This is a genomic window from Achromobacter sp. (assembly GCF_032102605.1).
Lineage (GTDB): Bacteria > Pseudomonadota > Gammaproteobacteria > Burkholderiales > Burkholderiaceae_B > Achromobacter.
On record NZ_DAMDGT010000001.1, the window covers coordinates 741910 to 764345 of the forward strand.

22 protein-coding genes are annotated in these 22436 nt (G+C 66.4%); 9 read left to right on the forward strand and 13 right to left on the reverse strand.

From position 1 onward, the window contains the following. The first annotated feature begins 136 nt into the window (after positions 1-136). On the forward strand, positions 137-1123 hold the full coding sequence (locus RT614_RS03470) for a tripartite tricarboxylate transporter substrate binding protein (RefSeq protein WP_313620292.1): 987 nt from the start codon (positions 137-139) through the stop codon (positions 1121-1123). Between the two features lie 139 nt (positions 1124-1262). Continuing rightward, the gene (locus RT614_RS03475) at positions 1263-2441 is read left to right on the forward strand and encodes a GGDEF domain-containing protein (RefSeq protein WP_313620293.1); all 1179 of its coding nucleotides are present in this window, start codon (positions 1263-1265) and stop codon (positions 2439-2441) included. A 34-nt stretch (positions 2442-2475) separates the two neighbouring features. Here the strand turns inward: RT614_RS03475 and RT614_RS03480 are convergent, their stop codons facing one another. The 3 genes from RT614_RS03480 to RT614_RS03490 all read right to left on the reverse strand — a co-directional run bounded on the left by RT614_RS03480 (position 2476) and on the right by RT614_RS03490 (position 5553). Beyond that, complete coding sequence (locus RT614_RS03480; protein WP_313620295.1) at positions 2476-3354, reverse strand: hypothetical protein; 879 nt, start codon at positions 3352-3354, stop codon at positions 2476-2478. A gap of 453 nt (positions 3355-3807) precedes the next feature. Then, the gene (locus RT614_RS03485; RefSeq protein ID WP_313620296.1) at positions 3808-4743 is read right to left on the reverse strand and encodes a dihydrodipicolinate synthase family protein; all 936 of its coding nucleotides are present in this window, start codon (positions 4741-4743) and stop codon (positions 3808-3810) included. A 24-nt stretch (positions 4744-4767) separates the two neighbouring features. After that, a complete protein-coding gene (locus tag RT614_RS03490; protein ID WP_313620297.1) occupies positions 4768-5553 on the reverse strand; it encodes an SDR family oxidoreductase in 786 nt (261 codons plus the stop codon). Between the two features lie 232 nt (positions 5554-5785). Between RT614_RS03490 and RT614_RS03495 the strand changes: the two genes are divergently transcribed. Continuing rightward, positions 5786-6688: a LysR substrate-binding domain-containing protein gene (locus tag RT614_RS03495; RefSeq protein WP_313620298.1), complete on the forward strand. Its 903-nt coding sequence runs from the start codon at positions 5786-5788 to the stop codon at positions 6686-6688. Here the strand turns inward: RT614_RS03495 and RT614_RS03500 are convergent, their stop codons facing one another. Further along, positions 6689-7546 (reverse strand): IclR family transcriptional regulator, encoded by an 858-nt coding sequence (locus tag RT614_RS03500; RefSeq protein WP_313620299.1) that lies wholly within the window; start codon positions 7544-7546, stop codon positions 6689-6691. 323 nt (positions 7547-7869) lie between these two features. Between RT614_RS03500 and RT614_RS03505 the strand changes: the two genes are divergently transcribed. From RT614_RS03505 to RT614_RS03525, 5 genes are read left to right on the forward strand one after another with little or no spacing between them, the layout of a single operon-like run. Further along, positions 7870-8625 (forward strand): transporter substrate-binding domain-containing protein, encoded by a 756-nt coding sequence (locus RT614_RS03505; RefSeq protein WP_313620300.1) that lies wholly within the window; start codon positions 7870-7872, stop codon positions 8623-8625. Between the two features lie 57 nt (positions 8626-8682). Beyond that, on the forward strand, positions 8683-9342 hold the full coding sequence (locus RT614_RS03510) for an amino acid ABC transporter permease (protein ID WP_313620301.1): 660 nt from the start codon (positions 8683-8685) through the stop codon (positions 9340-9342). Then, the gene (locus RT614_RS03515) at positions 9339-10070 is read left to right on the forward strand and encodes an amino acid ABC transporter ATP-binding protein (RefSeq protein WP_313620303.1); all 732 of its coding nucleotides are present in this window, start codon (positions 9339-9341) and stop codon (positions 10068-10070) included. The genes RT614_RS03510 and RT614_RS03515 overlap by 4 nt, the downstream gene beginning before the upstream one ends. A gap of 10 nt (positions 10071-10080) precedes the next feature. Continuing rightward, positions 10081-11379, forward strand: coding sequence for an FAD-binding oxidoreductase (locus RT614_RS03520; RefSeq protein WP_313620304.1), 1299 nt, complete (start codon positions 10081-10083; stop codon positions 11377-11379). A gap of 22 nt (positions 11380-11401) precedes the next feature. Further along, positions 11402-12670: an FAD-binding oxidoreductase gene (locus RT614_RS03525; RefSeq protein ID WP_313620305.1), complete on the forward strand. Its 1269-nt coding sequence runs from the start codon at positions 11402-11404 to the stop codon at positions 12668-12670. A 43-nt stretch (positions 12671-12713) separates the two neighbouring features. On the opposite strand, the gene RT614_RS03530 is transcribed toward RT614_RS03525, so the two are convergent. From RT614_RS03530 to RT614_RS03565, 8 genes are all read right to left on the reverse strand, one after another. After that, positions 12714-13637, reverse strand: a complete 924-nt coding sequence (locus RT614_RS03530) for an SMP-30/gluconolactonase/LRE family protein (RefSeq protein WP_313620306.1) — start codon at positions 13635-13637, stop codon at positions 12714-12716. 12 nt (positions 13638-13649) lie between these two features. Then, positions 13650-14648: a tripartite tricarboxylate transporter substrate binding protein gene (locus RT614_RS03535; RefSeq protein ID WP_313620307.1), complete on the reverse strand. Its 999-nt coding sequence runs from the start codon at positions 14646-14648 to the stop codon at positions 13650-13652. Between the two features lie 30 nt (positions 14649-14678). Further along, entirely contained in the window at positions 14679-15641 is a 963-nt protein-coding gene (locus RT614_RS03540) for a tripartite tricarboxylate transporter substrate binding protein (protein ID WP_313620308.1), read from the reverse strand. Positions 15642-15683: 42 nt separating this feature from the next. Beyond that, positions 15684-16634, reverse strand: coding sequence for a tripartite tricarboxylate transporter substrate binding protein (locus RT614_RS03545; protein ID WP_313620309.1), 951 nt, complete (start codon positions 16632-16634; stop codon positions 15684-15686). Positions 16635-16709: 75 nt separating this feature from the next. After that, entirely contained in the window at positions 16710-17771 is a 1062-nt protein-coding gene (locus RT614_RS03550) for a cyclase family protein (protein ID WP_313620310.1), read from the reverse strand. A gap of 11 nt (positions 17772-17782) precedes the next feature. Next, positions 17783-18730 (reverse strand): NAD(P)-dependent oxidoreductase, encoded by a 948-nt coding sequence (locus tag RT614_RS03555; RefSeq protein WP_313620311.1) that lies wholly within the window; start codon positions 18728-18730, stop codon positions 17783-17785. Then, entirely contained in the window at positions 18727-19410 is a 684-nt protein-coding gene (locus RT614_RS03560) for an RraA family protein (RefSeq protein WP_313620313.1), read from the reverse strand. Before RT614_RS03560 ends, RT614_RS03555 begins: the two co-directional genes overlap by 4 nt. A gap of 128 nt (positions 19411-19538) precedes the next feature. Then, positions 19539-20507, reverse strand: a complete 969-nt coding sequence (locus tag RT614_RS03565) for a tripartite tricarboxylate transporter substrate binding protein (protein WP_313620314.1) — start codon at positions 20505-20507, stop codon at positions 19539-19541. A gap of 95 nt (positions 20508-20602) precedes the next feature. Here RT614_RS03565 and RT614_RS03570 point away from each other — a divergent pair, with 95 nt between their 5' ends. Continuing rightward, positions 20603-21334 (forward strand): IclR family transcriptional regulator, encoded by a 732-nt coding sequence (locus RT614_RS03570; RefSeq protein ID WP_313620316.1) that lies wholly within the window; start codon positions 20603-20605, stop codon positions 21332-21334. A gap of 67 nt (positions 21335-21401) precedes the next feature. Here RT614_RS03570 and RT614_RS03575 read toward each other — a convergent pair whose 3' ends face one another. Then, positions 21402-22376 carry a tripartite tricarboxylate transporter substrate binding protein gene (locus tag RT614_RS03575; RefSeq protein WP_313620317.1) on the reverse strand — a complete coding sequence of 325 codons (975 nt, stop codon included), beginning with the start codon at positions 22374-22376 and terminating at the stop codon, positions 21402-21404. Between the last annotated feature and the right edge of the window lie 60 nt (positions 22377-22436).

Here is a 22436-nt window from a genome sequence, read left to right on the forward strand (position 1 = left end):
GGACTTGAATCTGCGCGCCGGGCGAGGAGGGCGGCGCGACCCCTTGCCAGCGCCGCTTAGACTGCGGACAGCGTGAACCGGAGGCGACTTGCCTTCCCATACCAATAACGTCCGCACCGTCCGAGGAGACACACCAATGCTGAAACTTGGTCCCATCACAAAGCGGCTGGCTTGCCGCGCCGCAGCGGGTATCCTGGCCGCCGGCCTGGCGTTGCCGGCCATGGCCGAATACCCCAACGACCGCCCGGTCCAGTTCATCTCGCCGTACGCGGCCGGCGGCGCCAACGATTTCCTGACGCGCCTGATGGCGCGCTACATGGGCGAGCAGCTCAAGGCCAACGTCGTCGTCGACAACAAGAGCGGCGCCAACGGCATGATCGGCGCGGCCGCTGTCGTGAAGTCCAATCCGGATGGCTACACCATCCTGATGGGCAATAGCGCCACGCACGGCACCAACCCCACGCTGTACAAGAAGCAGCCGTATGACGCCGGCAAGGATTTCACGCCGGTGGCGATGGTGGCCTCGGTGCCGATCGTGATGGTGGTGAACGCAGGGCTGGGGATCAACAGCGTCGATGAGCTGCTGCAGTACGGCAAGACGCACCGACTGTCATTCGGCAGCAGCGGCATCGGGGGCACCGGCCACCTGACCGGCGAGGCCTTCAAGGGGGCAACGGGGCTGGACATGGTCCATGTGCCTTACAAGGGCGACAGCCCGGCCGTCACGGACGCCATGGGCGGCCAGGTCGACCTGGCTTTCGTGGGCACGGCGTCGGCCACGACGCAGCAGGCTTCCGGCAGGATCAAGATCCTGGCCGTCGCGCATCCGACCCGTACCCGCGCGTTGCCCGACGTGCCCACCATGGCCGAAGCGGGCTATCCCGGCCTGGAGTTCTCGCAGTGGTACGCGCTGTTCGCGCCAGCCGGCACGCCGGATGCCGTGGTCCAGAAGTTGAACGCTGCGAACAAAGTGGCGCTTGCGAACCCCGAGGTCCAGAAAAGCCTGGACGCGCAATCGGCTGAAGGGACTTATCGCACGCCCGCGGAACTGGACCAGTTCTATCAATCGGAAATCAAGCGGTTCGGCGACTGGATCAAGAAACTGAACCTGTCGGCCGAGTGATGCAATTTAGGGCCGGATAGGGGGCCATGGTTCTCTGCCCGGGCAGGTAGCAGCATGCTCGGCAAGTCCATGGGCGGCGGCGTTTTCACCGTAAAATCCGGCAGCCGCCGCAATATTTCGGCGAAATCTTCTCCCCGAGATGTACGTCGATCTACTTACTCTTTATTTCCTGGCCATCGGAACCCTCCTGGCCAGCGCCGGGATGACCTTCTGGGAGCAGCGGACCAATCCCAAGCGCAGCAAGGAATTGCGGATCCTGACCGCGGGCTTTGCCACGCTGGCTACCGGCTGCGCCGCCGCGCTGTACCGCCACAACCTGCCCGGCGTCTCCGGTTCCGCCATCAGCAACCTGATCATTCTTTCCGGCTACGCGCTGATTCTGAACGGGGTCGCCGCGCTGGGCGGCCGCCGCTACTACAGAGCATCGATCGGAATAATCGGCGCGATGGCGCTGGTGTGGGCCGTCGGGGGCGCTCGCTGGCTGGATGTGATGTGGACCTACGTCAGTTCGGTGCCCATCGCGATCATCAGCGGGCTGACAGCCTGGGAAATGCTGCGCTGCGAACCCATGAAGCGGCTGCAGGCGCGGTACATCGTCGTGGCGGTGGCGGGCGTGCATACCGCGCTCTATGCCTTCCGGGCCTTCATCATGCCGTGGATGGTGTCGGTGCAAGGACAGCAGCTCGAGTCCCTGATGGGCAAGCTCACCATTTACGAAGGCGTGCTGTATTCGGTGGTGCTGCCGATGACGCTGCTCAAGCTCATCCGCGACGAAACGCACGGGCAGCTTTTGCTTGAGTCGCAAACGGACTACCTGACGCGGCTGGGCAACCGGCGCTGGTTCTTCGAGCAAGGGGCGCGCGTCCTGAATGGCAAGGAAGGGCGGGGCGCCGTGTCGGTGCTGGCGTTCGACCTGGATCACTTCAAGTCCGTCAACGACCGCTATGGCCACCAGGCGGGCGACAAGGTGCTGAAGTCCTTTGCCGAAACCGCGCGCGAGGTCCTGGGCCACGACGCCATTCTTGCGCGCATCGGCGGCGAGGAATTCGCCGCACTGCTGTGGGGCGATGACGCCCTGGGCGCCCACACGCTGGGCAAGGCCATTGCGGAACGTTTCGCCATCACCGTTTCAAACCGCATGGACGGAATCGGCATTGCGGCCACGGTCAGCATCGGTCTTGCGCGCTTCGACGGCGACGCGCCCAACATCGTGGACGCGCTGGCCTTTGCAGACCAGGCGCTTTATCGTGCCAAGTCCCTGGGCGGCAACCGGCTTGAGCGGGCGCAGAGGACTGCGCCCGAGCGCGCCGCCGTCTGACAACCCCGCTGGCCGGAACGCCGGCTTTCCGTCCCTAACGCGGCGCGTACGTCTTGCTCGCCGGATCGTAGGCGTACGTGACGCTGTCGGCGGCGCCCAGCTTCCGGGTCTTGCCCGGGCCGGAGATCGTGGTGCCGGTGAATTTCACCGTCAGGACAGGCAGGTCGCCGTTCGCATTCGTGCTGAACACCAGTTCGCCGTCGCTGCGCGTGCACGGCATGACGTCGCCGTCCGCACAGGCGGGGCCGTTGTCCTCGCCGGCAAGCACGTTGCCGGCGTAGGCCCACACGTTGTCCTTGCTCTCGTCCTGGCGCTTTTCGGGCGGCGTGAAAACGAGAAGGGTGTATCCGCTGACGGTGATGCCGTTATCGAAGGACTCGGTGGGCACGGCCAGCACCAGCTTGCCGGACGGCGTGCGGTGCTCCAGCGGCTTGCGCCGCGTGTCCACTTGCGGCGGCTGTTCATAGGCCCCGAATTCGCCGATGGTCGGCTCCATGCCGCGGAACTTCCAGGGGCGCTCGGACGCGGGATTGTCCAGGATGAAGGTGGCTTCGGACAGGTTGACCTGCGTCTCGGGCCCGATGTCTTCCTCGCCCGGCTTGCCGTAGCGATCCGCGGTTTCCCACACAAAGCCGGTGTAATACCGCGTGCCCTCCAGTTCGAATCCATGGCCGAACCAGAACGTGGCGATGCTGCCGTTCGCGACTTCGTAGGACGAGGCGCCCTTGCCGTCGATCTGGTGGATGGCGTACAGGACCGAGGCCGCGTCGGGGGGCGTGACCGCGTTGGCGGCCTGCCCGGCAGGTTGCTCGGCGGCGCTGGCGGGCGCGGGCGCCGCGGCAAACACGGCCATGGCCGTGGCGGGAAGCAACGCGGCGGCAAGCAACGTGGCTGCCGTCTTGCGGGTGCGCATCACCAATCCGTAAGATTTGCGAGAAAACGCCATGTACCTCTCTCTGTGTGTAAAGCCAGCTGAAATCGCCGTTTGGAAACGGTCGGACTACGCCCGTTGCCGCGCAAGATGCGGGCAGGGATCGCCTCTCGAAAAGGGGAATTCAAGGGTCCGGACCTTGGGCGGACTCGAACATAGAGGCTGTGTTCGAAGAGTGTCAAGGCAAAGTGCTGGGGCGTCCGACGTCGGACAGGATGCGCATGTCCGGCGGCCGTTTGAGGGGGAAGGTCCCGGGATGCCTGACGCAAAGGGTCGCGCGACGCAGCGGGTATCGGGCGTCGCTGGATGGCGGCCGCTACTTGTTGTTACCTTGGCAATATCCGGGGTTACCAAGTGTGAGCCGGACGAGGGCGAGCGCCGTTGGCGCGCTGCCCCCGTCCGTCGACGCCGCGGATGCGTCGGCGTCCGCCCGGCTCAAACCAGGTTTTTCGCCCGCGGATCGCGCCGGCCCAGTCGCGCCAGCAGGTGATCGACTTCCACCTTGGCCTGCGGCGTCAGGGCGCCGCCGGGCCGGCGCTGCGCGGCGCTGGCCAGGATGCCCCGGCGCATCATGACGTACTTGCGCACGGCCAGGCCGACACCGGGCTGCTGCTCGTAGCGCAAGAGCGGCAGGTGCGCGTCGAAGAGATCATGCGCCGCCTCGGTGTCGCCTTCGCCGACCATGCGGACGAAATCGCACAGCATGTCCGGAAAGCAATAGCCGGTGTTGGCGCCGTCGGCGCCGCGGGCCATTTCGTAGTCCAGGAACAGGCCGTTGTTGCCGCAAAGGATGGAGATGTGCCGCATGGAACCTTCGGCTTCGAAGCGGCGCAGGGTGGAGATTTTCTCCAGGCCGGGCCAGTCCTCGTGCTTGAGCATCACGCAAGACGGCAGGTCGGTCACGATGCGGCGGATGACGGACGGCGTCATCTGCACCGAGAACGTCAGCGGGTAGTCCTGCAGCACGAACGGAACGTCGCTGCCGATGGCTTCGACGGCCTGCTGGTAATACGTGACGATCTGGTCATCGGTGCGCAGGGTATTGGGCGGCGCGATCATCACGCCGGCCGCGCCCCGGTCCATGACCTCGCGCGTGAGCGAACGCATGGATGCGAAGCCGGGCGCGGACACGCCCACCACGATGGGCAGCCCCGCCGACTTGGCGATCACGCGGGAAGCGATTTCCAGCGATTCCGAGAAGTCCAGCTTCGGGGCCTCGCCCAGCTGGCCCAGAACGGTCAGCCCGGTCGATCCGCATGCCAGGTAGAAATCCATCATGCGGTCAATCGACGCGTAGTCGACGGCGCCGTCATCAAAGAACGGCGTGGGGGCGATGGGGAATACGCCTTTGGCGTCAGCAGTCAGTTTCATCTCTATGTCCTTGGAAAAAGGCGGTCAAATGCTGGCGATCAGGCCGCCGTCCACGCCGATGGTCGATCCGGTGATGTAGCTGGCGCGGGCGCTGGCCAGGAAGGCGACGGCGTCGCCATATTCTTCGGGGTCGCCATAGCGGCCCACGGGGATGGAACCGGTGCTTTCGCGGCTCACGTCCTCGACGCTGCGGCCCTCGCGCTTGGCGCGGGCTTCGTCCAGGAAGGTGATGCGGGCGGTGGCGATGCGGCCCGGCAGCACGATGTTGGACGTAATGCCGTCTTTGCCGACTTCACGCGCCAGCGTCTTGGACCAACCCACCAGCGACATGCGCAACGCATTGGAAATGCCCAGGTTGGGAATCGGAGCAATCACGCCCGACGACGTGCTCGTGATGACACGTCCCCAGCCGCGTTCCCGCATGCCGGGCAGCACGCGGTCCGTCAGCTTGACGACGGACAGCACCATGCCTTCGAAATGCTCGCGCCACAGGTCGGCCTGCTGACCCGAGGCCGGCGTGGGCGGCGGGCCGCCGGTATTGTTGACCAGGATGTCGACCGGGCCCACATTGGCCTCGATCCAGTCGACCTGCGCGTCGAAGGCGTCCAGCGCGCGCAGATCCCATTGCAGCGCGTGGGCCGTCTGCCCCGCAGCCTTGATCCTGTCCGCGGTGGCCGTGGCCGCGTCGAGGTTCAGGTCGCCCACGACGACCTTGACGCCTTCGCGCGCCAGCGACTGCGCAATGGCGCCGCCCAATCCGCCGCCGCCGCCCAGCACCAGCGCCGTCTTGTTTGCGATACCCAAATCCATACCTGCCTCCTGAAAGAAAATGCCTGGCCGGCCGGGGCGTCCGTCGGAACGCGCCGTGGCCCTGAAGGGTATTGTCGGCCTTGCCGGGGATCCGCGAAAACGGAAAATGCTCGGGTAGTTCATTCATTTTGTGAATGATCAAAGGAAATGGTGGCGGGTCGACAGGCAAGGGAAACAAGGACCGTCGGGCGCACCGGGGTATATTGGCCCACCCGATCCATGTGCCAAGAGAATGAATCCCCGCCGCCTGACTCCGTCGATGTCCCTGTTGCTGGCCTTCGAGGCCAGCGCGCGCCACCTGAGTTTCACGCGGGCGGCGACGGAACTGGCGCTGACGCAAAGCGCGGTCAGCCGGCAGGTGCAGGCGCTTGAGGATCTGCTCGAGGTGCCGCTGTTCCGACGCGAGAAGCGCCGCATCCTGCTTACGGAGGCGGGCAGGGGTTACCAGAAGGAGTTGGCGGCGGCCCTGCAACGCATCCGCAGCGCATCGCTACAGGCAATCTCCCACCGCAGCGGGCGCGGCGCCTTCCACCTGGCCGCGCTGCCCACGTTCACGGCGAAATGGCTGATGCCCAGGCTGAACCGCTTCTACGAACAACACCCCGGCATCCTGGTTCACCTGCACTCGCGGGTGACCCGTTTCGACCTGGAACTGGCGGGCATCGATGCGGTGATCGCGGTGGGGGACGGCGATTGGCCGGGCCTGGTGCCGCACCGCCTGCTGGACGAGCAGGTCATCCCGGTGATGAGTCCCGAAATGGCGGCAAGCCACCCCGCGCGCAAGCCCGCGGATCTGGCCCAGCACATGCTGCTGCAAGTGGCTGCGCGTCCTGCCGTTTGGCAGCGCTGGTTCGAAGCGCACGGCCTGCCTGTGCGGTCGATGCGGTGGGGCGCGCAGTTCGAGCTGACGACCCACCTGATCCAGGCGGTGGCATCAGGCATCGGTATCGGTCTGTTGCCGACGTTCCTGGTGCAGGACGAACTTAAACAGGGAGTGCTGGTTCCCGCGCTGGACGAGACCTTCAGCACAGGCGCGGGGTACTTTTTCCTGGCCTCGCCCGACAAGCTGGCGACGCCGGCACTGGCCGCTTTCCGGGACTGGCTGCTGGCGGAAAGCGGCGGCGTTTCCGCCTGATCAGGTCTTCTGGCCCGCCGGCTTTCCGGGGGGCTGGGCATGCAGATCGCGCGCCGCGCCGCCGCCGTAGGGCGCAAGCGGGCGAGGCGTGGGCGGGGAATTCGATATCTGCCGCGCCGTTTCCAGCATCATCGGGATGAAGCGCGAAATGGCGCGCTTTGCCGTCCATTTGCTGGCCGACACCGACAGCTGCAGGCCCGCCACGACACGCTGGCTCACATCGTGGATGGGCACGGCCAGCGCCAGGTCGCCGCGGTAATACTCCTCGAGGCAGCAGGCATACCCTTGCTCGCGCGACACGCGCACCTGTTCCATCAACGCGTCCAGGTCGGTCAGCGTATTCGGCGTGTACTTGACGCGGTCGCAGGCGGCCAGCGTGGCATGGGCTTCGTCATCGCTCAGCCCGGCCAGGTACACGCGTCCGGTGGAAGAGCAGTACATGGGAATGCGGCGGCCCACCGGCATGTGCACCAGAAGGCGGAGCGGGCTGGGAAACCGGCCGATGTAGATCATGTCCTGCCCGGCGGGTTCGGCCAGGTTGACGGTTTCGCCGGCATTGCGGTTGAGCTCGAGCAGGAACGCATTCGCGCGGTCCAGCAGCGGATGGGATTCCAGATACCGGCAGCCCGTGTCCAGCGTGCGTGAAGACAGCGAATAGCGCTTGGTCACCGGGTCTTTGTTGAGCAAACCCAAGGCTTCAAGCGTGAAAGCGAAACGCTGCGCCGCGCTGCGCGTGATGCCGGCTGCGGCGGCGATGTCCGGCAGGCTCATCGAGGCGCGTTCGGCCGTGAAGGCGTCCAGCACGGCGATGCCCGTGGCCAGCGATTGAACGTAGAGCGAAGAGGATTCCGGATTCATGGATCAAGGACGGTCGCCGCCGCCGTTTACAAAGTTCGATACGCACAGATTGCATTCCAATCCGAATGAAAGCAAGAAAAAAGCGGTCTGATCCACCGAAATTCCGGCATCAAATCCCTATGATTGTTTCGGGAAAACCCTTAATTGATAAGGCCTTATCTATGGTTTGCCCCGTGTTGACATGGGTCAACTGCAGCGCTTATAAAATCTACATGCGATATTGCCATATCGCTATTCGATACGATAACTGGCGCCAAAACGGGACGAAATCGAACGTCCAAGAGACGTGACGGCGCGCGAATCCGGCTTCCAAGGGGACCCCGATGCTGCACAAAACACTGAAATCGTTGTTGGCGACGGCGCTGTGCGCCGCCGCGCTGTCGGGTGCGCACGCCCAGACCGTCAAGGTTGGCGCCACGCCCACCGCCGTGCCTTTCAACTTCCTCGATCCCAAGACCAACACGCTGAAGGGCGTGATGATCGACATCGCCGATGCGGTGGGCAAGCAGGCCGGATTCAAGCCGGAAGTGATGCCGATCCCGTTTGCGTCGCTGGTGCCGGCGCTGCAGACCAGCAAGATCGACATGATTGCGTCCGCTTTCGCCAAGACGCCGCAGCGCGCGGAAGTCGTCGACTTCACGCAAGTGGTGCTCGAGTACGGCGAGGCCCTGGTCGTGCCGGACAAGGACAAGACCGACTACCACAGCATCGCCGACTTGAAGGGCAAGACTGTCGGTGTGCAGATCGGCACGCTCTACGTCGAGCCCCTGAAGTCCGCGCCTGGCCTGAAGGAAGTCAAGATGTACGACACCATGGCCGATCTGGTGCGCGACGTCGCATTGGGCCGCCTGGACGCCGCCTTCGGCGACGGTCCGGTGATCTCGTACCAGGTTCGCACCCAGGGCGTGCGCAACGTGCGCTACGTCGAAAGCTACAAGCCGTCCATGCCGACCAACATCGCGCTGGCCGTGCGCAAGGGCGACGCCGATCGCGTGAAGCAGCTCAACACCGCCATCGACGCGCTCAAACAGGACGGCACCATCGCCGCCATCATGAAGAAGTGGGGCGTCGCGAACTGATCCCGCGCGCCGCCCGGTCAAGCCGGCGCGGCGCGCAGCCAACCAGGGTTTTCCAAGATGTTCGAAACATTCTTCAGTGACGCCGCGGAGTTCTTCCCGGTGCTGATGCAGGGGGTGGTGACCACCATCGCCATCACTGCCGCGGCGCTGGTGATCGCCACGGTGTTGGGCCTGTTCTGGGCCATGCTGCGGGTCAGCGGCGTCGCGTCGTTGTCGCACGCCAGCCGCATTCTGACCAACGTCATCCGCGGCGTGCCGATCATCGTCGTGCTGTTCTATATGTATTTCGTGCTGCCGGAGGCCGGCCTCAGCATGACCGCCTTCCAGGCCGGCGCGCTGGGCCTGGGCGTGGCGTATTCCTCGTACATGTCCGAAGTGTTTCGCTCCGGCATCGACGCCGTCGATCCCGGCCAGTTTGAAGCGGCGCAGTCGCTGGGCATGTCGCGCGCCAAGCTCATGCGCCGCGTGGTGCTGCCGCAGGCCTTCAAGGTGGCGCTGCCGCCCTATGGCAACAACGTCGTCATGATGCTCAAGGACTCCTCGCAGACGGCGGTCATCACCGTGGTCGAGCTGTCCATGCAAAGCAAGCTGATCGCCTCGGCCACCTTCAAGAGCGCCACCATCTTTACGCTGGTCGCCCTGATGTACCTGGCCATGAGCCTTCCCATGATGTATTTCATCGGCAAACTCGAACGCCGCCTGGGACGCCGCCAATGATCACCATCGAAAACCTCAGCAAGTCGTTCGGCAGCCACCGCGTTTTGGAAGACATCAACGCCAGCATCAACCAGGGCGAAGTGGTGTGCCTGATCGGGCCGTCGGGCTCCGGCAAGTCCACGCTCCTGCGCTGCATCAACGGCCTGGAACGCTACGACGGCGGCCTCATCACGATCGACGGCGTCACGGTCGACGCGCGCAAGAAGGACATCCAGAACATCCGGCAGCGGGTGGCCATGGTCTTTCAGCGCTTCAATCTGTTCCCGCACCGCACGGCGCTGGAAAACGTCTTGGAAGGCCCCGTGCACGTCAAGGGCGAAAGCCTGGCGTCGGCCACCGAGCGCGGACGCGAGATCCTGGCGTCCGTGGGGCTGGCCGAAAAGATGAACCACTATCCGCAGCAGCTATCCGGGGGGCAGCAGCAGCGGGTGGCCATCGCCCGGGCGCTGGCCATGGAACCCGACGCCATTCTGTTCGACGAACCCACGTCGGCGCTGGATCCGGAACTGGTGGGCGAGGTGCTGGCGGTCATGCGCACGCTGGCCGAGAAAGGCATGACCATGGTCATCGTCACGCACGAAATGGATTTCGCCCGGAATGTCTCGGACCGCGTGCTTTTCCTGGAAAACGGACGCATCGCCGAACAAGGACCCTCGCGCGACGTTCTGACCAACCCCAGCAACGAACGCATGCGCGACTTCCTCAAGCGCGTCACCCACGTCCAATAGTCCCGGCGCCATGAACAACGATCTCTTTTCGCCCGCGGCGTCGCTGTGGGCCGCCAGCACGCCGCCACGCTCCGCGTCGCCGGCGCTGGCCCAGCCGCTCAGCGTCGACGCCGCCGTGGTCGGCGGCGGCGTCACCGGCCTGTCGGCCGCATTGCACCTGGCGCAGGCCGGCTTCAACGTCGCGCTGTTCGAGGCGCACGAAATCGCGCATCGGGCCTCCGGGCGCAACGGGGGCCAGGTGGTGCCGGGCGTAAAGCCTGGTCCCGAAGCCCTGATCCGGCGGTTCGGCGCCGACACCGCCACCCGCATGATCCGCTTCGCCTACGGCAACGCGGACTACCTGTTCGATCTGGTGGAGCGCCTGGGCATCGACTGCTCGCCCACGCGCAACGGGTGGATCCAGGGCGCGTTCTCGGCGGCTTCCGGCGACTACGTCAAGCGTCGCGCGGCCGAACTGAACGCGCACGGCGGCGACGTCGAATTCCTGGATGCTGACGGGATGCGCGCGGCCACGGGGTCATCCTTCTGGCCGTCAGGGCTGCGCGAGAAGCGCGCGGGTTCCGTGCATCCTCTGGCGTTTTCCCGCGGCCTGGCGCGCGCGGCAGGGCAGGCGGGCGCGGTGATTTACGACCACTCTCCCGTGTCCGCCATTGCGCCGGCGGCTGACGGGGGCGGAGTGCTGACCGTCAATGGACTTGCCGTGAAGGCGCGCCACATCGTGCTGGCGACGGACGCCTACACCGACCGGCTCTGGCCGGCCGTGGCGCAGTCCTATGTCAACGTGGCCAGCGCGCAGATCGCCACCGATCCTCTGCCCGCGACGCTGCAACAGGAACTGATGCCATTGCGCGCCGGCGTGTCCGAGACGCGCAAGATCACCTATTACTGCCGTATCGATCCCGAAGGGCGATTCGTCATCGGCGGCCGTGGCCATTCTTCGGAACGTCTGGATCCCTCGACCCGCGACCAGCTTCGCCGCGCGGCGGTCGCGCGGTTCCCGCAGTTGGCTGACGTGGCGTGGAGCCATGGCTGGGCCTGCCGGGTGGGCATGACGATGGACGATCTGCCGCACGTGCATCGGCTGGCGTCCGGCATCTGGACCGCCTACGGTTACTGCGGACGCGGCGTGGCCATGGGAACGGCGTTGGGCCGCGTGCTGACCGACGCCATCCGCGGCGTGCCGGCGGACAAGCTCGATTACCCGGTCACTCCCATCGGCCGAATGCCGTTCTATCCGGCGCGCCAGCTTGGCGCTACGCTGGCCATCAACTGGTACCGCCTGCGCGATGCGCTGGGCTACCCCGCATGAACGCCGTTCTACCTCTATCGTCATGACAACTGAAACGCAGTTTCCCGCCACCGTGGACGTGGCGATCATCGGCGGCGGCATCATCGGCGTCAGCACGGCGCTGGCGCTTGCCCGGGCCGGTGTGCGCACCGCGCTGTTCGAAAAGGGCACGCTGGCCTGCGAGCAATCGTCGCGCAACTGGGGCTGGGTGCGCACGCTGGGCCGCGACATGCCCGAAGTGCCGCTGGCGGTGCGGGCGCACCAGCTCTGGAGCGACATCCAGGCGCAGGTCGAGGTCGGCTACCGCCGCAACGGCCTGGTGTATTTGCACGAGAACGAAGCAGACGCGGCCGCGAACGAAACCTGGCTGCGCGAGGCCCGCGCCCATGGCGTCAAGGCCGACATGCTGGGGCGCGAGGCGGCATTGCGCCTGTTGCCTCAATCCCAGCGCGCCTGGACAGGCGGCATGTACAGCGCCGGCGACGGCGTGGCCGAGCCGCAGATCGCCACGCAGGGCGTGGCCGCGTTGGCGCGTCAGGCCGGCGCGATGATCTTTGAAGGGTGCGCGGTGCGGGGCGTGGAAAAGACCGCGGGCCGCGTCGATACCGTCATCACCGAACGCGGCGCCGTGCGCGCGCAGGCGGTGCTGGTGGCGGCGGGCGGTTGGTCGCGGCTGTTCTGCGGCAACCTGGGCGTGGACTTTCCGCAACTCAAGGTGCGCGGGTCGGCTTTGCGCACGGAGCCGTTCGACGCCGGCGTGTCGCTGGCCATCAACGGCAAGGACTTTACCTGCCGCAAGCGCGCCGACGGCGGCTACACGGTCTCGCAATTCTCGGCATCCCTGGCCGAAGTGGTGCCGGACAGCTTCCGCCTGATGGGCAAGTTCCTGCGCACCTGGATCGAAAACAATGCGCTGGTTCGCGTGCGGTTCAGCAAGCGCTTCTTCGAAGAACTGGCGATTCCGCGCCGCTTTCCCGCCGACCGCGAATCGCCCTACGAACGTTGCCGCGTCCTGGACCCGTCGCCCTACGCGCGCGGCATCGACCAGGCGTGGACCCGGCTGCAGCAGGCTTTCCCGATATTCCGCCAGACGCGCATCGCGCAATCCTGGGGCGGCTATATCGACGTGACGCCCGACGCCATGCCCGTCATGGCGCCCGTGGCGCAGGCGCCGGGGCTGTTCCTGGCGTCCGGGTTCTCCGGACACGGCTTCGGCATCGGGCCGGCAGTGGGCGAAACCATGGCGGCAATCATCCAGGGGCGGCAGGCGCCGGTGGATTTGCAGCCGTTCAGGCTGGAACGCTACGCCTGAAGGGGCGGGGCGCATCCGCCTGCGCGCCCGCCGCCACATCGTTTCAATCGCGGCCCAGCCGGAACAGCGGTACTCCGGGGTGGGGCGCACGCGCGGTCAGGATGGTGCCCGACACCGATTCGGTGCAGAACAGCGTGCGTCCATCATCGCCGCCAAAGGCCAGGTTGGTGGTGGACATGCCCTTGGGGCTGCGCCAGACGAAAAGCGGCTCGGCGCGGGGGTTCAACAGCCACACATGGCCCAGTCCGGGGTTGCAGACCAGCAGATTGCCTTCGGCGTCCACCGCCAGGCCGTCCGGACCGCTGGGCCCGTACGAGGTAAAGAACTGGCTGACCTTGCTGACGCTGCCGTCGGCCATCAGCGGCACGCGCCATACGCAATTGCCGCGCGTCACCGCCAGGTACAGCACCTTGCCGTCGGGCGACAGGGCCACGCCATTGGGGCTGGGCACGTTGTCCAGCAGGCAGTCCAGCTGACCGTCGGAGCGCAGGCGAAACAGCCGGCCGGTCGGGTCGTGCAGGCCGCTCTGGCCCTGGTCGGTGAAATACAGATTGCCTTGCGCGTCGAAGACGAGGTCGTTCACACCCTTGAATCGTTCGCTGTTGCGTCGGGAGAGGTAAGGGGTAACCTGGCCGCTCGCCACGTCCAGCGCCATCAAGCCGTTCTTGTAGTCCGTGATCAGCAGGCGGCTGTCGTCCATGAATTTCATGCCGTTGGGCTCGCCGTCGTATTCCGCCACCAGTGACCACTCGCGATCCGGCGTGATGCGGAACACGCGGCCCCACGGGATGTCGGTCACATACAGATTGCCGCCGGGGGCGAACACGGGACCTTCCAGAAAGGAATCCACGGGCGCGCCGCCCCGGTTGGCGTCGGCCCAGTCGCTGCGCTCGGCGCGGCGAAAGCGTTCCGGCATGGGCGACCACACCTCGAATTGCGCCACCTCGGGCGCATGCAGGAAAAACATGGCGTCTCCTTCCTACTTGGCGTCGTAGCCGATGTTGCGGGCCACGTTGCCCCACATCACGCCGCTGTCGGCCAGGATGCGGCCAAACTCGGCGGCATCCGCCGCGCGCGGTTCGGCGCCCATCTTGGTGGCGAATGACTGCATTTCCTCGGAAGCCATGGCCTTGGCGATCTCTTGCTGCAGGCGTTGCGTGACTTCCGGCGGCGTGCCCTTGGGCGCCCACAGGCCGGTCCAGTTGACCACGCCGAAATCCTTCACGCCAGCCTCGGCAAAGGTCGGAACGTCGGGCAGCACCGCCAGGCGTTTGGCGCCGCTGACGGCCAGCAGCCGCAACTGCCCGCCTTGCACCGCACCCATCACGCCCGTGGTGGACGCAAACTGGAAGTCGATCACCTTGCCCAGCACCGCCTGCGTGGCTTCGGCCGCGCCCTTGAAGGGCACGTGCATGAACTTGACGCCGGTCGCCAGCGCCAGGCCTTCGGCGGCAAAGTGCGGCGTGGTGCCGGGTCCGCCTGAGCCGTAGGTCACCATATCGGGCTTGGCGCGCGCCTGGGCCAGCAGGTCATCCAGCTTGTTATACGGACCGGCGGCCGAAACCGCCAGCGCCATCGGCGCAAACACGAAGGCCGAGACCGGCTCCAGATCTTTCGCGGGATCGAAGGGAAGCTGCTTGAAGATGTGGGGCAGCAGCGAGTAGGTCGTGTCGTTCGCTACGAGCGTGTAGCCGTCGGGCGCGGCGCGCGCGACCTGGCTCACGCCGATCGTGCCCGTGGCGCCGGGCTTGTTTTCAACGATGAAGCTCTGGCCGGTCTGCGTGGACAGCATCTGCGCCATCTTGCGCGTCGCCACGTCGACGGCGCCGCCGGGGCCATACGGCACCACAATGCGCACGGGCCGGCTGGGCCACGCGTCCGCGGCATGCGCAATGCCGCAAGCCAACAGCGGCAGGGCGCCGGCCAGCGCCAGGACGGCACGGCGGGTGCGGGCCAGGGTTCGATTACGGTCGGTCATTTGTCATCCTCTGTTGTTGTGGTGCAAGGCTTACTCGGCCTTCAGCCCCAACTGCTGGGCCAGGTTGCGGTACGTATCGATCTCTGTGGCCAGTTGCGCGCCGAATGCGTCACCGCAGGTCTGGCGGGGCTGCATGCCCAGGGCGTCCAGGCTTTTGGCGGTGCCGTCGGCCTGGGAAAACTCGCGCGCCACCTGTTCCAGTCGGGCGCGCACGTCCTGCGGCAGGCCGGCGGGGGCCAGGACGCCATACCAGGCGTCGGCGGTGTAGCCCGATACGCCGGCTTCGTCGAACGTTGGCACCTGCGGCAACTGCGCCAGGCGCTTGGGCGCGGCGACGGCCAGCGCCGTGAGCTTGCCGGACTGCACCTGCGGCAGCACCGAGCCCAACGTCGCCAGGGAAGCATCGACCTGGCCGCCCATCAGATCCGAAATCGCCTGGGATGCGCCCTTGTACGGGATGTGGTTCATGCTGACGCCGGTCTGGCGCAGGAACTGTTCGGTGGCGAAATGCCCGGAACTGCCGGTGCCCGGCGTTGCGTAGGTCAGGCGCCCCGGCTCGGCGCGGGCGCGCGCAAGGAATGCGCCCAGCGTATCCACCTTCAGGGCCGGACCGGTAACCAGCACCGTGGGGCTTACCGCCACGGCGCAAAGCGGCGTGAAGGACTTCAGCGCATCGAACTTGACCCGGTCGGCGTACAGCGCCGGAATCATGGTGTGGTTGGTGGCGCCGATCAACAGCGTGTAGCCGTCGGGCGCCGCCTTGGCGACGGCCTCGGCCGCCAGGATGGTGTTGGCGCCAGGGCGGTTCTCCACGACGAAGGTCTGGCCCAACGCCTGAGAGGCGTAAGACGCAAATGCGCGCGCGACGACGTCGGTGGGGCCACCGGGCGAGAACCCGACGACCACGCGCGCGGGATGGTCGGGGTAGGCGGCGTGGGCGGCGCCGGCGGCAAGCAGCAGTGATGCCGCCAAAGCGGACAGCTTGGATTTCATGTCAGGTCTCCGTAAAACTGGGTCGCGCGGCTGGACGCCGCGTCATTCTTTGTGGATGCCGGCTTCGGCCAGGATGTGGGCCGAACGCGCCATCTGGTCGTCAAGAAAGGTGCGGAACTCGGCGGCGGTCGACCCCACCGGTTGCGCGCCCAGCTCCTGCAGGCTGTGGCGCACAGCGGGGTCCTGCAGCGTGGCGCGCAATTCCTGTTCGATGCGAGTGGCCACGTCGGATGGCAAGCCGGCGGGCGCCAGCACGCCGTTCCATTCGAAGACTGCGTACTGGGGCACGCCACTTTCAGCCACGGTGGGCAGGTCGGGCAGCGCGTCGACGCGCTTGGGAGACGTCACGGCCAGCGCACGCAACTTGCCGCTCTTCACCAAAGGGTAGGACGCCGCCATGTTGCTGAACATCATGTCGATCTGCCCGCCCATCAGGTCGGTCAGCGCAGGCGCGCCGCCCTTGTAGGGCACATGCGTCAGTTCAAGCTTGTTGCCCTGCGCGAACCAGGCGGCGGCGATGTGCTGCGCCGTGCCCTGGCCCGGCGTGCCGAACGTCAGGTGGCCCTTGCGCGCGGCGGCCGTCAGGTCGTCGATGCGCTGATAGGGCGCCGCTGCCGGCACCACCAGCAGATTGGGCGTCAGGCTGACCAGCGAAATGGGCTGGAAGTCCCGGCGGCTGTCGTAGCTGAGTTTCTTGTACAGCGACGGATTGATGGCGAACGCGGTTGCGTCGTACAGCAGCGTGTAGCCGTCGGCGGCGGCATGCGCCACGTTGGCCGCGCCGATGGTGCCGCTGGCGCCGGGCTTGTTTTCGACCACCACGGTCTGGCCCAGGCGTGCGCCCAGTTTCTGAGCCACCAGCCGGGCCTGGGCGTCGGCGGCGCCGCCGGCGGAATAGGGGACCACCAGCTTGAACGGACGATCAGGGTATTCGGCGGCCGCGGCGCCGGCGCAGAACGCCAGGACGACGGGCAGGATGCGGATCAACTTCATGAGGTGTCTCCTCGTCTGATGGGCGTGCAGCCTGTGCCGGCTGCTGCGCCCGATGGGGGTGTTCGTGTTCGGGATTCAGACCGTGGCGATGGGCGTGGCGGGCGATCCTGCCGCGCCGGGCAGCCGCAACGGCGGCGCCGTCAGAAGAAAGCGATGGCGTCCGTGCGCGCGCAGCCAGCGCGCCAGCGGGGTCAGCCACCAGAGTTCGCCCAGGTGGATACCGTTCTTGAACAGGCAGTGTTCGTGCAGCGGCAGGCGCGGGCGGCGCAGCGGCGTTGCCGCGCCGCGCAGGTTCACCGGCTGCACCAGTTCGACCGCGGGGTTGTCGGCTATCAGGCAGGCCAGGCGGGAGTCCACGATCCATTGCAGCAAGCGCTCATCGTGCCCGTCCAGGCCGCTGCCGGTGTCGTGCAGGCGAGCGACGTCGGGCTGGCGGTTCATCGACATCAGCGTGTCGCCAAAGCCGGTGTGCAGGCACACCATGTCACCCGCTTCGATCCGCACGCCGTCCGCGTCCAGGATGCGCATCAAGGCGTCGTAACCCACCGCGGTGCGCGTGCGGCCGACGTGGGCCTCCAGGTCGACCAGGACCGCGCGGCCCTGCACGCCGTGTTCGGCCAGATGTTCGATGCCGAGCGCGCCGGCGCGGGGCCCGGGAAAGCGCGCCCAATCCGTCGGCGCCTGCGGATCTTCATCCGCCGCCTGGATCTCCGCGCCAGCCCGATAGCCGTTGTAGAACACGGCTTCGGCTTCGCCGTCGCCATCGGCGTCAAAGCGGCTTCCCAGGCTGTCCCATTGGGTCGAATACTGCGTGTTCATCAGCAGCACGTCGTCGCACACCACGTCGGTCAGCAGCGGATCTTCCGACGCATACGACCAGCAGAAGCCCTGGGCGCCGGCGCTCTTGCCATCGCGCAGCGTGGCGTAGCGCTGCGGCGGCAGCCGCCGCGGATTCAGCGCCATGCCGCCCGGCACGTCCAGCGGCAGCGACAGGCAGAAGGTCAGCCCTTCGCGGACCTCGGCGATGCCTTGCAGCACCTTGGCGCGATCCACCAGGTTCATGCGGCCGCGCTGGTCGTCGGGGCCGAACTCGCCCCAGTTGCTCCCGGCCGGCGCTTGCTTCCATCGTTGTGGCATGGCGTGGCTCCTTACGCGGACGCGTTGGCGCGGGCCAGGACGTCCAGCACGTTGCGCGCCGCCGCCACGCCCATGTTGACGTAGGCTGCGCTGGTCACGCCGCCGATGTGCGGGCTGAGGATGATGCGCGGTTCCTGCTGGAACGGATGGCCGGCGGTCATCGGTTCGACGGCAAAGCTGTCCAGGCCGGCGGCCAGCACATGCCCCGAGCGCACCGCCTGCAGCAGCGCGTCTTCGTCGACCAGTCCGCCGCGCGCCGTGTTTACCAGGATCACGCCCGGCTTGCACTGCGCCAGCGTCGCCGCATTGACCATGCCGCGGTTTTCGTCGGTCAGCGGGCAGTGCAGGGACACGACGTCGGCGTCGCGCCAGATTTGATCCAGCGGCACGCTGTCGACGTAATCCGCCAGGTTCTTGGCGTACGGATCGAAACCGATCACGCGCATGTTCAGCCCGTGCGCCATGGCCGCCATGCGTTGGCCGATGGCGCCCAGTCCGATCAGGCCGATGGTCTTGCCGCCCAGTTCCAGGCTTTTGTGGGTGGACTTGTCCCAGTGGCCCGACCGCATGCGTTCGTCCAGTCCAACGACCGATTTGGCGCAGGCCAGGAGCAAGGCCAGTGCCTGTTCGGCCACGGCGGCGGCGTTGACGCCCACTGCGGCGACAACCTGGATGCCGCGCTGCGCGGCCGCCGCCTTGTCGATGGTGTCCGTGCCGCTGCCGTGCTTGGAGACCACGCGCAAGGCGGGGGCGGCGTCCATCGCGGCGGCGCCTACCTTGCTGTAGCGCACGATAATGGCGACCGGATTGTGTTCGCGGCACAGCGCCACGATGTCGTCTTCGGTGGGCGTCTTGCCGGCGAACACCAGGTTGAAATCTCCGAGCAGCGCCAGTGCTTCCGGCGCCAGGTCCGCCGCGGTCACGACGATGGCGGGCTTGCCCGCAGTGGCGGTGTTCACAGCGATTCCCCTTCCTTCAGGACGCCGGCGGCGCGCAGCGCGGCGGTCAGCCACTTGGCTTCCGTGTCGCCCGCCTGGATCGCGGCGATGCGCGCCGCCTCATCGCGCACCTTCTTTTCGGCGGCGGGCAGCAGGCCTTCGATCTTGTCGCGTTCGACCACCACCACGCCGTCGGCGTCGCCGATGATGAAATCACCGGGATTGACGGTGACGCCGCCCACCGACACAGGGTGGCCGATGCGGCCGGGCACGTTCTTGGTCGGACCATTGGGATTCGTGCCCGCCGCGAACACCGGATAGTCCATTTCGATGATTTCAACCGTGTCGCGCGCGGCGCCGTCCATTACCACGCCGGCGATGCCCAGCTTGCGGCAGGCGTTCATCATGATCGTGCCCATCAGCGCCGAACTGAGGTCGCCCTTGCCGTCGATCACCAGCACGTCGCCCGGCTTCGCCAGGGAAATGGCCGCGTGGATCATGAGGTTGTCGCCCGGGCGCACTTCGACTGTGAGCGCGTTTCCGGCCAGCTTCATGCCGGGATGCAGCGGCCGGATGCGGCCGTTCAGCGCGCCGCGGCGGCCGGCCACGTCGGCCAGGATGGCGGGTTGCAGTTCCCCGGCGCGACGGACGATGTCGGCGCTGACGCGGGGGAAGTCTTTGATGATGTCCTGATTGGCCATGTTTGTTCCTGAGAAAAGTTGAAAGTCCGGGCGCGGGGAAGCCATGCGGGCCTGATGCCAGCGTTGCGAATCACCGTGCGATTGCTGTCGAATTCAGCGGGGTTGGAAATACGAAGCGCGTCGGCGCGTCACTCGACCTTGGCGCCCGAGTCCTTGACGATCTTTCCCCAGCGGATGCGGTCGTCGTGGATGAGCTTGCCGAATTCCTCGGGCGTGCTGGTCAGCACGCGCGCGCCTTGTTCCTGGTACTTCACGCTCAGGTCCTTGGCCTGCAGGGCCTTGTTGAATTCGACGTTCAGGCGCTGCACGATGTCCTTGGGCGTGCCGGCTGGGGCAGCCAGGCCGAACCAGGTCACCGCTTCGAAGCCGGGAAAACCGCGTTCCGCGATCGTGGGCACGTCGGGCATATCGGGCACGCGCTGCGTCGAGGTCACCGCCAGCGCCCGCATCTTGCCGTTGCGCACGTGGCCGATCAGCGTGGGAACCGACGACAGGTACATGTCGATCTGGCCGCCGATCAGGTCATTGGAGGCCTGCGCCGCGCCCTTGTACGGGATATGAGTGAGCTTGATGCCCGCGGCGTTCTGCAATTGCACGGCGGCCAGGTGCGCCACCGTGCCGTTGCCCGAGCTGGCGAAATTCAAGACGCCGGGCTTGGCCTTCGCGGCGGCGATCATGTCCTCGAAGGACTTCAGCGGCGAATTCGCCGGAACGACGATCACAAGCGGCGCATCCGCCACCAGTCCGATGGCGGTCAGGTCCTTCTCGGGGTCGTACGGCAACTTTGCGTAGAGCGTGGGATTGATCGCGAGGTTGCTGGTCTGGCCCAACACCAGGGAATAACCGTCCGGGGCGGACTTGGCGACCGTGTCCACGCCGATGTTGCCGCCGGAACCGGGCCGGTTCTCGGTCACGATGTTCCAGCCCGTATTGCTGGCCACCTTGATCGCGGCTTCGCGCGCCAGCACATCGGTGCCGCCTCCGGGCGGGAAGGGGACGATCAGACGGATGGGTTTGTTGGGATAGCCCTGGGCTGCGCTCAGGCTGGTCACGCACACCAGGGCCAGGCCCGACAGCACACGCACGATGCTCTTCATGGTTTGTCTCCGATATCTGTTTTTGGTGAAAGCATTGTGGATCGCTGTTCCGCACAATACAATCCATGTTCGTATAGCGGAACATGTTGCGTACCATGAACGATGATCAGACCCTGGATTCGGACGAATCAGCTGCCGAAGAAGGCGTAGTGGCGGTACGCCGCGCCATGCGCATCCTTGAGGCTTTCGGCGTGGACGACGCCAATCTGTCGCTGGCGGAACTCAGCCGGCGCACGGGTTGCCACCGTTCCACCGTGTTGCGCCTGGCGCGCACCCTTGCCATGGACGACTACCTGGCGCAACGCGAAGACGGCACATGGCGCCTGGCGCGCGCCGCCGGCTGGCTGGGCGCCTGCTACCAGGCCACGTTCAACATCGCGGAAGTGGTGCAGCCGATACTGCGCGAACTGTCGGTGGCCACAGGCGAAAGCGCAACGTTCTACGTGCGCGAAGGCAAGCAGCGCATCTGCATGGCGCGCGTCGAAGGCCCCAAGTCGATCCGCCATCACGTGCGCGTCGGCGCCGCGCTGCCGCTGGAACTGGGCAGCCCGGGCCGCGTCCTGCTCGCGTTCTCCGGAGAACCGGGCGAACCCTACGAATCGGTGCGCCGCGCCGGCTACATGATTTCGCTGGGCGAGCGCGACGCCGAAGTGTCCAGCATTTCAGCGCCGGTCTACGGCATCAACTGGACGCTGGTGGGCGCGATCTGCATATCCGGGCCGATATCACGCTTGACCGAAAGCGTGCTGCTTGAGCTCAAAGAGCCCGTGCTTGCGGCGGCTAGCCGTTTGTCTCGGTCGATGATGGGGCTGAAAAGGTCGGTGTAGACGTGATGCCGCCTAAAAAAACCGGCAACGGCGGACGCTTTACGCTCTCCGCCGCTGCCTGCCTGCATCACTCCGGCTGAATCCCGGCCTCTTTCACCACCTTGCCCCACTTGTCCAGATCCGACTGGATCAGCGCCGCGTAATCTTGCGGCGTGCCGCCCTGGACTTCGATGCCGGCGGCCTCCAGCTTGGCGCGCACGGCGGGCTGCTTCAATGCCGCGTTGATCTCGGCGTTGAGCTTGGCGACGATTTCCTTCGGCGTGCCGGCCGGAGCCAGGAAGCCGCCGTTGGTGTTGGCGTCGTAGGTCTTGAAGCCCTGTTCCTGCGCCGTCGGCACGTCGGGCAAGGCCTTCGCGCGCTTGGCCGTGGAAATCGCCACGGCGCGCACGTTGCCCGCCTTGACCTGTTCCTGCATCGCGCTGAGCGTGTCGATGTACAGCACGGTCCGGCCGGCCAGAAGATCGGGGTGGGCGGCCGACGAACCCTTGTACGGGATCAGCAGCATGGGCGCGCCGCTGACCATGCGGAACATCTCGGCGGCCATTTCCTGCGCGCTGCCGCGGCCGGAGGTCGCGACCTTGGCGTCGTCGGGATGCGCCTTCATCCAGTCCACCAGTTCGGGCAGCGTCTTGGCCGGCACCTTCGGATACACCGAGAACACCAGCGGGATCTCATGCGTGTAGACGATGGGCTCGAAGCTCTTTTGCGGGTCCCAGCCCAGGTTCTTGAACAGATACTTGTTGATGTTGTGGCTGCCGCCCACGATGCCGATCGTGTAGCCGTCGGGCTTGGCGTTGGCGAGCAGGGCGGTGCCCAGGTTATTGGACGCGCCCGGCCGGTTGTCCACGATGACCGGCTGGCCCAGGGACACCGACAGCTTTTCGCCGACGACGCGCGCGATCATGTCGATGCCGCCGCCCGGCGGCGCGGGCACGATGATGCTGATGGGACGGGCGGGATAGTTCTGCGCCGCGGACAGGCCGGGCAGGGCGGCAAGGACTGCCGAAACGGCCAGGGTCTTGGCCAGCGTGGTGAGGGTCATGCTTGTCTCCTTGGGTGGTCAACTTCTGTCAACTCTGTGATGCGTGCAGGAAAAGCGCTC